The 12,167-nt window shown below is 52.4% G+C and carries 9 protein-coding genes; 8 read left to right on the plus strand and 1 reads right to left on the minus strand.

The genetic code is table 11. The features are described from left to right. Positions 1-280: 280 nt before the first annotated feature. The 4 genes from AWJ19_RS19355 (at position 281) to AWJ19_RS19370 (ending at position 5,700) form a co-directional block, all read left to right on the plus strand. Complete coding sequence (locus tag AWJ19_RS19355; protein WP_068726242.1) at positions 281-1,471, plus strand: hypothetical protein; 1,191 nt, start codon at positions 281-283, stop codon at positions 1,469-1,471. A 38-nt stretch (positions 1,472-1,509) separates the two neighbouring features. After that, positions 1,510-1,902, plus strand: a complete 393-nt coding sequence (locus AWJ19_RS19360) for a VOC family protein (protein WP_068726244.1) — start codon at positions 1,510-1,512, stop codon at positions 1,900-1,902. A 791-nt stretch (positions 1,903-2,693) separates the two neighbouring features. Then, a complete protein-coding gene (locus tag AWJ19_RS19365) occupies positions 2,694-4,667 on the plus strand; it encodes a WG repeat-containing protein (protein ID WP_068726246.1) in 1,974 nt (657 codons plus the stop codon). A gap of 259 nt (positions 4,668-4,926) precedes the next feature. After that, positions 4,927-5,700 (plus strand): CAP domain-containing protein, encoded by a 774-nt coding sequence (locus AWJ19_RS19370; protein ID WP_068726248.1) that lies wholly within the window; start codon positions 4,927-4,929, stop codon positions 5,698-5,700. Between the two features lie 113 nt (positions 5,701-5,813). On the opposite strand, the gene AWJ19_RS19375 is transcribed toward AWJ19_RS19370, so the two are convergent. Further along, positions 5,814-6,791, minus strand: a complete 978-nt coding sequence (locus tag AWJ19_RS19375; protein ID WP_068726249.1) for a zinc dependent phospholipase C family protein — start codon at positions 6,789-6,791, stop codon at positions 5,814-5,816. 197 nt (positions 6,792-6,988) lie between these two features. Between AWJ19_RS19375 and AWJ19_RS19380 the strand changes: the two genes are divergently transcribed. The 4 genes from AWJ19_RS19380 (at position 6,989) to parE (ending at position 11,999) form a co-directional block, all read left to right on the plus strand. After that, a complete protein-coding gene (locus AWJ19_RS19380; RefSeq protein ID WP_068726251.1) occupies positions 6,989-7,930 on the plus strand; it encodes a GDSL-type esterase/lipase family protein in 942 nt (313 codons plus the stop codon). A 54-nt stretch (positions 7,931-7,984) separates the two neighbouring features. Next, positions 7,985-8,965 (plus strand): ABC transporter ATP-binding protein, encoded by a 981-nt coding sequence (locus AWJ19_RS19385; protein WP_068726253.1) that lies wholly within the window; start codon positions 7,985-7,987, stop codon positions 8,963-8,965. Then, positions 8,958-9,947, plus strand: a complete 990-nt coding sequence (locus tag AWJ19_RS19390) for an ABC transporter permease (RefSeq protein WP_068726255.1) — start codon at positions 8,958-8,960, stop codon at positions 9,945-9,947. Before AWJ19_RS19385 ends, AWJ19_RS19390 begins: the two co-directional genes overlap by 8 nt. A 69-nt stretch (positions 9,948-10,016) precedes the next feature. Further along, positions 10,017-11,999, plus strand: a complete 1,983-nt coding sequence (gene parE, locus AWJ19_RS19395) for a DNA topoisomerase IV subunit B (protein WP_068726257.1) — start codon at positions 10,017-10,019, stop codon at positions 11,997-11,999. Positions 12,000-12,167 lie beyond the last annotated feature (168 nt).

A 12,167-nucleotide genomic window follows, 5' to 3' on the forward strand; every position in this document is an offset into this window, starting at 1 on the left:
ATGTCCGGCTGAAGTTTGTAATGGAGAAAGTCGGGGCAGAGATTTCAGCAGAGTTAAATTCTTAGAGGTTTCAGCAGGTGGAAAAGGCTGGAACCGAGAAATAGTATTGGGGCAATACGGGCTGTACGCAAGCAGTCTGTGAGGTGGCGATTCTGGTGCAGCGAGTGCTGCCGGGCTAGATCAAATTGGTTGGCCGCATCCTTCTGGGTGGCTATCTACTAACTGATCCCGGTTCCAATTGAATGGCGAGATGATCCGGTTTGAAGAGAGGCTGGAGTTTATGGGGAATTTGAAAGCCGCACAAAGGTTAGTTTTTATTTTTATTGCTTGTGTTGTTGCTGCATCTTGCAGTGAGCGGGAGGTACTGCCGGTAAATACAAAGACTGATCTTGCTACGTTAGATGTTAGGACTGATTCAGCGCAAGAACCTGTAGTACAACCGACAGAACAACCTATTGTAACGCAGGGTGCTGAACCAGTTACAGTCTCAACACCAGGGCAACGCCAGGGGGCGTGGGAGGACTACCTGAACTCGGTCGTCGAGCGGAGGGAGGAGCATCTCTTTTTTGCTGAACAGAGCTTTGAGATTAATCTGCGGGACCGTGTAAAGCAGGGTGAAATCACTTTAGTGAATGATTCTGAGGGATTCTCCTCCATTGAAGATTCATATGTTTCTGCCTACCTGATAGATATTGATAAGGATGGCTTAGATGAACTTTATGTCACTACTATGGAGGGTTCAATAAGGCAGTATTACGGGCATATTTATAGACAGAACGGTGAGGAGTATACCTGGGTTGACACTTTTGAAGGTGATATTATCCCTTATGAATACAACAACGACATTCATTTTTTGGACGTAGTAGCTGACTTTGAAACGAAATTTACAAGTGCTGTCATTGAATATGAAGCTGACGGGCTGGCATTCAAACCGGTAAAAACGCTGAGGGTTCAATATACCTATGACGTATCAGAGCTTCCGGAACCTTGGTCAAAAGTGATCAGCAGCGCTGAGTTGAACACATTGCACGAATATGAACTGCTCCGCTCACCGGACGCTACAGTTACCAAGCTGACCGAACAACCCGCTTACGATATCCAAGTAACGGATGATAAGAACAGCAATACATTCAGGTTTACTGTTCAACTCTGGTTGACCACTGTAGGGTATACACCAAATTACTGGGAAATCCTAGCGGCTGATGAGAGTACGCAGCATTTTATAGGTATGGAACAGATAGACTCCGATCAAGCCAGGAGCACAAACGGTGCAGTTAATTATGGTCTGAAATTCTATAAGGACGCTGCTTCTGGCCAGCTGTTTCTGCTCAAAATATCCTATCCGTTCTTCACTATGGAAACCCGCAAAGACGGAGATCTGATTCTGGAGATCTTCCGGTTTAACGAGAAGGATGCAGATAAGATCGACGAGGTGCTGCTGGAGCCAAAGATTGAAATTATAGCAGAGTAACAAAGCGTCTGTGATTATATCGAAGGGTGGTAATATTAATGAATCTGGGTGCGCTTAACGTCAATGTAATTACACTGTTTGTGGAGGATCTGCACAAGACCAGGATGTTCTATCAGGATGTATTCCGGTTGTCGGCTGTATACGAAGACGAAGTATCGGCAGTATATAATTTCGGTAACATGAGCATTAATCTGCTGAATATTTCCGAGGCAGCAGGATTGATTCAGCCGGCCAAGCCGGCCCGTCCGGAATCGGGCTCACGGTTTCAGTTTACCATTCAGGTGGAGGATGCAGATGCAGCAGCCCGGGAACTGGCACAGCAGGGAGTTGAACTGCTGAACGGTCCGATGGACAGGCCTTGGGGCGTGCGCACCCTGGCTTTTGCAGATCCGGCAGGCCATATCTGGGAGCTCGCGCAGCCGCTGTCTTGAAATGACAGAAGCCTCTAACGGACACAGATGCCGTTATTTGCTGACATTTAGCTTTTCTCCCGGTCTAACGGACACAGATGCCGTTATTCAGGCCCTTGAGTCCCCTTTTTGGGCAAAAGTGTGCCAAATAACGTCGCTGGTGTCCGTTAGATTGTGACTATGCCAATTATTCCGCAGATAAGGTCATCTGAGTCCATTAGCAGAGTTGCGTGCAGAGGTGAGATGCAGATTCCCTTTCTGCAGTAATCTTGATTATTCGAGTTGCTGATTCATGCTCCCGTGCTCATTGACGTTCCATATTCAAGTCCTATTCTAGTCGCCTGTTCTAGTTATCCTTCAAGTTGTTCATTTTTACAAGGGCAGTGCAAAGCTGCCCTTGTTCTTCCGGCCAACACCCTTCCAAAGGGTGTTTTTGTGCTGCTTTTGATCTTCCCGACGAAGAGGATTGAAGGGACGGAGCGGATTTTGGAACTGGAGGAGCGGGAGCGTCCGCCTGAAAGCTTTCCGCAGGAAAGCTCGCTACGGAGGCAATACTGTCTTCGGATTTCTCCCGCTGACAGCGGTATAAATAAAGGAAATCCGAAGACAACAGCGGCCGGAAGTCCAAAAACCGCGGAAGTCCCGCAGTATCCTCGCAGTCCGTAGTCCCGTAGTATCCCCGCAGCCCCGCATCCACAGCTCAACATCCCACAATATCCCCGCACTCTTTTAAACCAACCAGGCACAGAAACACCCTTTCCCCCTCCAATTCATACGCTATAGGCAAAAGCCTTTATAAAGGAGCGACGGGAATGCTGAGGATTAAGCTGAATGAGCTGGCAAAAGGAACGGACAACGGGCTGCTGCAGACGGAAGTGTGGAAATGGGACGGGATCGGCTGGAATGAATATGTGGCCCAGCAGGAGGAGGATTTCATCCGTGCGGATGATGAGCTGTTCGTAACGCTTCCCGCAGAGGCCGGGCTCTACCGGGTAGATTACTACATCAAGCCACTGGAGCTGCTGGAACCTCTTGATGTACTGAGTACAGAGGCTGCAGGCGGTCTGAGGGCAGAAGTGCTGCATCCGGCCCCGTTTAAGACCAAGGAAGGTACGCTGTGGGGTTACATCAACAATGAAGGGCGGACCGCAATTGAACCCAGATACGAGTACGCCGAGGATTTTCAGGAGAACGGCCTGGCAATTGTACAGCGCAAGAACAGCAGCGGGCTGATTGACAGCAGCGGACGCGAAAAGGTCAAACCCTACTATTCTTATATCGCTCCGTTTGCGGAAGGCCGGGCGGTCGTGTCGGATGCCAAAGGCTATACGCTGATTGATGAAAAAGGCAGGGAAGTCACCGCGGCGCGTTATGATTATCTGAATTCGCTGCATGAGGGGCGGGCGCTTTTTTCCAGACAAAGTACTACAGCTGGCGGTTCACGCTACGGATACATTGATGCGCAGGGTAAGGAGGTGCTGCCTGCCGTATATCTGGATGCAGGTGATTTCATGAATGAAACCGCGCTGGTAAAAACCGCCGAAGGCGAATATGCGCTGATTGATAAGGACGGCAAGGTGCTGCATGTGTATAAACACGCTTACGTAGGGAATCCGGGCGATGGGCTGCTGGCTTATCAGGAGACGGATAACGGCAAGTACGGTTATCTGAACCTGGACGGCAGTGTTGCGATCAAGCCGCAATTTACGGCTGCACTGCCTTTTTCGGAGGGGAGGGCGGTGATCAACACAGCGGAGAATTACGGTAACGCCTACGGGCTGATCGACAAGCAGGGCAAGCAGATCATCCCGGCCACCTATTACGAGGTGCAGCAGCTGGGCGAAAACCGTGTCGCGCTGGGAACCCCGGTCTATGCCGACCAGCCGTACCGCGGGTCCCGCTATGTCATTGCAGATGCTGTTACCGGAAGAATACTCAGCAATCATCCGCTGCTCGGGGTGAACAATTACCAGCACGGGCTGGCTTCGGTTTATGATGCCAAGGATACTTACTTTATCGATAAAAGCGGAAAAAGAGCATCGCAGCCGCCCGTCATCGCCGGTTCCGGTACCTTATCCTTCAGCGGCAGCCTGATCCGTGCGGATGTTGATCAGCGCACTGCGTATTATGACCGCAAAGGCAAGCAGGTATGGCGGCAGAACGGCGTCATTCCGCTCCGGCCCCCTTACTCTGTACTGGAGAAAAAATATAAGCCGAACAGAGACTATCTTGTCTACTACCCGGTCATTGAGGGCATTGCGGACATTGAAGTATCCAAGGCCGTCAACAGCAGGCTGCGCAGCCTATCCAAGGCTGAAGGGGTTTCAAGTGATGCCTCAGGTCAGGATTTCAGCTACACCGGGGATTTTGCCGTGGAATTTTTCCGTAAAAACCTGCTTGTGCTGGAGCTAAGCGGCTACAATTACCCGTTCGGTGCAGCGCATGGCATGCCTACTATGCTGTATGAGCATGTCAATCTGCGCAGCGGCAGATTTTATACGCTCAGTGATTTGTTTAAACCCGGCAGCAGATATGTTGAAAAGCTCAGTGAAATCGTCGGCAAGCAGATTGCGAATGACCCGCAGTATTCTTATGTTTTTCCGGATACGTATAAGGGTATTACGGCAGATCAGCCGTTTTACGTGGATGAGGAGGCGCTATATCTGTATTTTGCACCCTATGAGATCGCTCCATACGCTGCCGGCTTTCCTACTTTCCGGATTCCGTATGCAGAGATTATGGGCCTGATTTCGACCGAAGGCGATTTCTGGCAGTCCTTTCATTAAACAATATAAACAGCAGGGCCGATAAATAGAATAGCAAGCTATAAAAGCAACGAAGACTGCTTCCCGTGATCCGGGAGGCGGTCTTTTGAAGATATAATGGACATGCTTTCCTCTAAATCTTGCAGTGTAAATATTTAGCAGCGCACAGCTGATAGTTTTGTGCTACAATGACTGAGGAAGAAATGACAACTTTGTAATAATTGGTGCCCACACACTTGCAGCACTGCAAATACTACAACAAGAACAAGGAGATGGCATAATGAAGAGCAAAACGGTAAAAGCAATGATCGGTGGAAGTATAGCAGCGGTGATGGCGCTGAGCATTTCACTTCCGTCACAGGCTGACGCAGCCAGCGGGACTATTACGGTAGAGAACAATCCAAGCTTTGCCCAATTCGTTCAATACTTCGCTCAATATAGCAACAAGGCCTTTTACTTTAACGGGAATACAGTAACGGTAACGAAGTTCAAGCCGCCGGTTGTGCCGCAGAAGACTGCAGCACCGGCAGCTACCGCTACACCTGCTCCAACCGCTAAGCCTGCGGCAACTGCTGCACCGGCAGCAACGGCCAAGCCGGCGGCTACCGCTAAGCCAGCGGCTACTGCCAAGCCAGCAGCAACACCGGCAGCGACAGCTGCACCGGCTGCAACTGCGTCCACACAGTCATCTTATGTGAAGCAGGTAGTAGACCTGGTGAATAAAGAACGCGCTGCAGCCGGACTGTCTCCGGTGGCTGCCCTGGACAGCCTGAACAAGGTAGCTGCTGCCAAAGCGGCGGATATGCGTGTTAACAATTATTTCTCCCACACTTCGCCTACGTACGGGTCGCCTTTTGACATGATGAAGTCCTTTGGTATAACGTACCGGGCAGCCGGTGAGAACATCGCCATGGGCCAGAAAACACCGCAGGAAGTGATGACGGCGTGGATGAACAGTGCGGGTCACCGTGCCAACATTCTCAGCGCTAACTTCAACTACATCGGTGTAGGGTACGATAACAACTACTGGGTGCAGGAATTCATCGGTAAATAAGTCTTATAACGACACACACTATTAGACAGAAACTCATACAAAAGGACTGCCTGGACAAGCCGCCTTAACGGCTCACTCCAGTGCAGTCCTTTTTTTGACGGAATTCCGGGGGTTCAGGAAATGCCTGCCTCCCAGATCGGCTCGGCATACTGGTTTTTCAGCCGGCTGCTGCATTCCTTGCCTGTGTCGTAGGAGCGGTCACCCAGCAGATGCACGAAATACTCCATAGCCCGGGCCTTATCCGCTGCTGACGTACTATTCAGCCATGAGGCAAGCGCCCTCAGGACGGTCCGCCCTTCTGCCAGCGCTTGCTCCCACAAGTCCCAGACACTTTCGGTGCGCACCTCGGAATAAAGGGCGGAATGCCGCCACTCGCCGTGTCTTTCGTTTAAGTAATCAAGCTGCTCTTCAGCAGGGGACAGCGGCCGGGAGAAGAGCCGGAGGGCTTTGCCGCGCAGCAGCGATTTCTTCCAGCCTCTGGGATCGTACAGGAACTTATGGGCCAGCAGCATATCCAGGTAGGCTTCGTCCCACATCTCGCGTGGAATTCTGCCGGTCTCGGGATACCAGCGGGAAGCCGTGTCGTGAAGAATGCCGTGCACGCTGAAGGGCAGATGTGAGCCTACATTGATTTGCTTCCAGGCTGCGTGCTGCCAGTTATCCATCTGCTTCAGCGACTTCATAAACAAAGTGTCCAGCACAATCTCAAAACGCTGGTGATTCCGGTGCTGATAGCCTGCCTTCCAGTTGATATAAGGATGAAGATTGCGGTCAAGCAGATGATGGGTGATGAACCCGAGAAAGTACTGCTGGGCTTCCCGCCGCTCACCGGCGGGCAGGGCCAAGGTCCGCTCCCAGAACTCGACCAGCACCGGGCCGCAGTGCTCTGTATGCATGACATCGCCGAGCCGGAGCGCCCGGGTTTCTTTTTTCCAGGGAAAAAAGCTGTGATACAGCAGAAAATCAGGCCCCTGGCAGCCCAGCTGAAACAGCTCGGGATGTATTTTGAAGTCATCGAGAAAAGCAAATTCCCCTTGAAGCTCTGCTGCAAGCTGTTTTCCGTACTCCAGATGCATCCAAATGTTAGGCATTCTCCCACCCCTCAGACTCGTTAGTTTTCTCCAGCATACAGCCCGAATATTAAAAGAAAGTGAAAATGGGTTACCTGCATTGTAATGCCTCCTGCTTATTTGCAAATTGTGTATAGAAGAATTATGTTTATTTACATACGTTAAGAAGTTTGTAAAATGTGGAACAATGGAGAATAGAGGCATACGGAGGGATTGCTTTGAAGGATTCAAAATGGACCTGGCGCAGTGTAAGCCTGATTTCTGTCGCGGCTACACTTCTTTTAATTGTGGGCTTTGTATATGCAATAGGCGATATTATCAACCCCCAAGGGGAGGCGCTGACCGGCTCACTGCCGCAGGAGACCGTAGCGCCGGTACCGGCCGCAGCAGGTGAAGTGAAGATTCTGGCACTGGGCGACTCACTGGCCAAAGGCACAGGCGACAACAGCGGCAGCGGTTTTGTCAGACGAACGCTGGACGGGCTGACGAAGGACGGAGGCCAGGCACAGCTGCTCGGCAATATGGGAATTAACGGTCTGACTACTGCCGGGCTGCAGACGAAGCTGCAGGAGGAAGGCGTCCAGTACGCGCTTCGTCAGGCGAGCGTAGTGCTGGTGTCCATCGGCGGCAACGACCTGTTCCGCGGCTCGGATATTCTGGGCAACGGAACCGAGGGTGAGGCAGGCACGGCGGGTGCAGACCAGGCTCCGGCTGTAGATGCTGAGGGCAGCACAAGCGCAGTTCAGCCTGGCGGCGTTCTTGACGGGAAGCCAAGTGCGCTTGTTACCTCTACGCCGAAGCCGAATGAAGAGGAGCTGACACCGGAAGCACTGCTGGCTGCCCTCCCGGATGCGGCAAAGCGGCTGGGAGAGATTCTGGAGACCATTGCCGAGATTAATCCGCAAGCGCAGGTCTATTATGTGGGATTGTATAATCCCTTTGGCGATATCGAGGATCTGCTGGTGCCGGGCAATCAGGCGGTGACGGCCTGGAACAGCGCGGCGATGGACATCATCAACACGCACAGCAATATGACGCTTGTTCCGACCTTTGATTTGTTTAACCGCCACTTGGACAAGTATCTCTCAAGTGATCATTTTCACCCGAACGGCGACGGCTATCAGCGGATCAGCGAGCGGATTGTGCAGGCTATACGGTAATAACGGAATGGAATCCAATAAGACCAGAATGAACGTCAGCAAGGAGCTGTGTATATGGCAAAAGAGAGAGGCGCAGAGCCCGCAGATATTGTGTTGTCCGTAAAAGGCGTCCGCAAAAAAATCAGCCGCAAATGGATCATAGATGATGTCACTTTTGACGTGAAGGAAGGGGAAATCTTCGGGTTTCTGGGACCGAACGGCGCCGGCAAAACGACTACCATCCGGATGCTCGTCGATTTGATCCGTCCGACAGAGGGCACTATTACCGTCTGCGGCTATAACGTTAACCGTAATCCTGAAAAAGCGCTCCAATTCGTAGGGTCGATCGTGGAAAATCCGGAGGTCTACACCTATCTGACCGGCTGGGAAAATCTGCAGCATTTTGCCCGGATGCAGCCGGGAGTAGATGAGCAGCGGATTGCAGAGGTAGTGGAGATCGTCCGTCTTGACCAGCGGATTCATGACAAGGTCAGCACCTATTCACTCGGGATGCGGCAGCGGCTCGGTATTGCCCAGGCGCTGCTCGGACGTCCGCGGCTGCTCATTCTGGATGAGCCGACAAACGGGCTTGACCCCAAAGGAATCAAGGAGCTGCGTGAATTTATCCGTAAGCTGGCTGAAGGCGGCCTGGCCGTATTTGTCTCCAGCCATCTGCTGAGCGAAATTCAGCTGCTGTGCGACCGGGTAGCCATTATCAGCAAGGGGCGGGTGCTGGCTGTCGGCGGTGTGGATGAGCTTGTCGCCCGCAACTCCCCTTATGTTCTCTGGGATCTGGCGCCGGTTCCGGCGGCCAGGGCCATCCTGGAAGAGCATGCCGGCATCCGGCTGCTCGGGCTCGATGAAGTTACCCTGGACGACTCGGTTATTGCCGGTATGGGCGGGGGCTCGGTCATCACAGCCATGGACGAAGCCCTCATTCCGGAGACTGTGGCCGCAATGGTGGCGGCAGGCGTGGAGGTAAATGCCGTGCATAAAATCAATCCTACACTGGAACAGCTATTCTTGAAGCTAACGGAAGGTGAATCTATTGACTAATCTGCTTCCGCTCATCCGCAATGAGTGTACCAAAATAATAAAAAAGAAGCGCTTCTATGTTATCCTGCTGATTCTGCTTGTGCTGGTGCCGATGTTTACCTATGCGCAGATGCGGATTGCCGAGCGCAGCCGGGACAAGTTCAACTCGGACTGGCGGCTGGAGATCCAGCAGCGGATCACCGATAACCAGAATTCACTCAGCAGCGACCGCATTCCGGAAGAATGGAAATCGTACCGGAGGATTTTTATCCAGCAGCTGCAGTATTATCTGGACCATGATGTCAATCCCAATGAGCCGAGCGGGGTTACCTTTACCCGTGAGTTTCTCGATAATTCGGTTTCCCTGTTCATTCCGCTGCTGATTATGGCGGTTGCTTCGGATCTGGTATCCGGTGAACGGACGACGGGCACCATCAAAATGCTGCTGACCCGCCCGGTCAGACGCTGGAAGGTGCTCTTCAGCAAAATGGCCGCACTGCTCATGTTCGTGTCCCTGATCGTGCTTTCGGTTTTTGTGATCAGCTATCTGATATCCGGGCTTGCTTTTGGCTATAAGGGCTTTAATATTCCGGTGTTCACCGGCTTTCAGCTGAGCGGGGATACCGTTGATATGAGCGGCGTGCATTCGGTGCCCCAGTGGAAGTACCTGCTAATGCAGGGCGGGCTGATCTGGTTCGTAAGCGTAGTTGTTGCCCTGCTGGCCTTCATGGTTTCGGTTCTGGTGCGCAGCACGGCGGCGAGCATAGTAGTGATGATGGCAGCGCTGATTGCCGGAACGATCCTGACGAACATGGCTGCAGCCTGGTCAACCGCAAAGTATTTGTTCATGGTCAATCTGGGTCTCACCGGTTATTTGGCAGGCACACCCGCTCCGATTGAGGGAATGACACTGCCCTTTTCACTCGCGGTATTGTCAGTTTGGGGGCTTGCCGCAATAATCATTTCATTCGCCGTCTTTACGAAAAGGGATATTTTGAATTAGAATGTACAAAGTGAACGAAAACGTTTGTTTGCATTTCAGAGTAAGTGAGATAAAGAAGGAGGAGCATGAATGCTCGAACAGATCGATATGTTTGCAAAAGTCTCCAAGGACGGCGAAGCAGGCCGTACCGGATACGATGCTGACGACATTCAGGTGCTCGAAGGTCTGGTTGCGGTCCGCAAACGGCCCGGCATGTATATCGGCAGTACGAGTTCTTCGGGACTGCACCATCTTGTATGGGAAATCGTGGATAACGCCGTTGATGAGCATTTAGCCAAATTTTGTTCCAAAATTGATATTACATTGCGTAAGGACGGTTCGGTTACCGTCATTGATAATGGGCGGGGAATCCCGACTGGAATGCACAAAACGGGAGTGCCGACGCCGCAGGTTGTATTTACGATTCTGCATGCAGGCGGTAAATTCGGCGGCTCCGGCTACAAAAAATCGGGCGGACTGCACGGCGTAGGCGCTTCTGTTACCAACGCCCTGTCCGAGTGGCTGGAGGTGGAGATTTACCGTGACGGTAAAACCCACCGCCAGCGGTTCGAATACTGGGTGGACAAGAGCGGTAAGGAGCATGTAGGCGAGCCTGTAACCGGCCTCGAGATTCTCGGCAATACGAACAAGACCGGTACGAAGATCACCTTCAAGCCGGATATTCGCGTCTTCGCAAACGGCATTGCCCTGAGCTACGACACGCTTGCGGAACGGGTGCAGGAGATTGCCTTCCTGAACTCGGGTCTGCGGATCACGCTGAATGACGAGCGCAGCGGACGCCAGGATGAATATTTCTATGAAGGTGGCGCCAGCCAGTTTGTGCAGTTCCTGAACGAAGGCAAGGATACGCTGCATGACGTCATCCACTTCAGTTCAGAGAAGGATGAGATCGAAGTTGAAGTAGCGCTGCAGTATAACGCAGGTTATACAGAAACGCTGGCTTCATTCGTCAACTCTATTCCAACCCGCAGCGGGGGAACTCACGAAACCGGGTTCAAGACAGCCTATACGCGCGTAATGAATGAGTACGCCCGCCGAACGCAGCTGCTGAAGGAAAAGGACAAGAATCTTGAAGGCAACGATCTGCGTGAAGGCATGATGGCCGTCATCAGCGTCAAGATGGCTGAGGTTGAATTCGTCGGCCAGACCAAGGATCAGCTAGGCAGTGCCTCTGCCCGCAGCGCTGTGGATTATATTGTGGCCGAGAATATGGCCCGGTTTCTTGAGGAGAACCCGCAGGTAGCCCAGAGTCTGCTGAAGAAGTCGATTCAGGCCTCCAAGGCCCGTGAAGCGGCGCGCAAGGCGAGAGACGAGATCCGCAGCGGCAAGAAACGCAGCGAGAGCTCCAATCTCGGCGGCAAGCTGTCACCGGCCCAGTCGAAGGATGTTACACGCACTGAGCTGTTCATCGTCGAAGGGGATTCCGCCGGCGGCTCAGCCAAGCAGGGCCGTGATTCCAAAATTCAGGCGATTCTGCCGCTGAAGGGCAAGCCGATGAATCCGGAGAAGGCCAAGCTGCTTGATATTCTGAAGAATGATGAATACAAGGCGATTATTTCGGCAATTGGTGCCGGGATCGGCCCGGATTTTGCCGTTGAGGACAGCAATTATTCCAAGATCATTATCATGACTGACGCCGACACGGACGGCGCACATATCCAGGTGCTGCTGCTGACCTTCTTCTACCGTTACATGAAGCCGCTGATTGATGCCGGCAAGGTCTTCATCGCCCAGCCGCCGCTGTACAAGCTGACCCGCAAATCGGGCAAGCTGGAAACCGTGCGCTATGCCTGGAGTGATGAAGAGCTGCAGAACTACCTGAAGGAGTTCGGCAAGAATTTCGAGCTCCAGCGCTATAAGGGACTCGGCGAGATGAACCCTGAGCAGCTGTGGGAGACAACGATGAACCAGGACACCCGGAACCTGCTCCAGGTGCAGATCGAGGATGCCGCCAAGGCGGAGCGCCGCGTCTCCACCCTGATGGGGGACAAGGTCGACCCGCGCAAGCGCTGGATCGTTGAGAATGTTGATTTTACGGAGATAATCGAGTAGAAGTAGCCGGTCAGCGGCTGCTCTGCTCTGCAGTTTACGGCGGGATGCACGTTTAACCCGTCTTTGCTTTACACCTGCCGCAGATTCTTTGCGGCATGGATTTTAGCGGAAGTGACGATTGCTTCCGGTTTCTAAAAGCTTGATGATTAGAGGAATGGAGCAGAGTTA

It is taken from the genome of Paenibacillus sp. DMB5 (genome assembly GCF_001517085.1).
GTDB lineage: Bacteria > Bacillota > Bacilli > Paenibacillales > Paenibacillaceae > Paenibacillus_AQ.

Excerpts from the sequence above, each read along its gene's own strand:
- AWJ19_RS19355 (WP_068726242.1), top strand. The coding sequence starts at position 281 with ATGGGGAATTTGAAAGCCGCACAAAGGTTAGTTTTTATTTTTATTGCT.
- AWJ19_RS19360 (WP_068726244.1), top strand. The coding sequence starts at position 1,510 with ATGAATCTGGGTGCGCTTAACGTCAATGTAATTACACTGTTTGTGGAG.
- AWJ19_RS19365 (WP_068726246.1), top strand. The coding sequence starts at position 2,694 with ATGCTGAGGATTAAGCTGAATGAGCTGGCAAAAGGAACGGACAACGGG.
- AWJ19_RS19370 (WP_068726248.1), top strand. The coding sequence starts at position 4,927 with ATGAAGAGCAAAACGGTAAAAGCAATGATCGGTGGAAGTATAGCAGCG.
- AWJ19_RS19375 (WP_068726249.1), bottom strand. The coding sequence starts at position 6,791 with ATGCCTAACATTTGGATGCATCTGGAGTACGGAAAACAGCTTGCAGCA.
- AWJ19_RS19385 (WP_068726253.1), top strand. The coding sequence starts at position 7,985 with ATGGCAAAAGAGAGAGGCGCAGAGCCCGCAGATATTGTGTTGTCCGTA.
- parE (WP_068726257.1), top strand. The coding sequence starts at position 10,017 with ATGCTCGAACAGATCGATATGTTTGCAAAAGTCTCCAAGGACGGCGAA.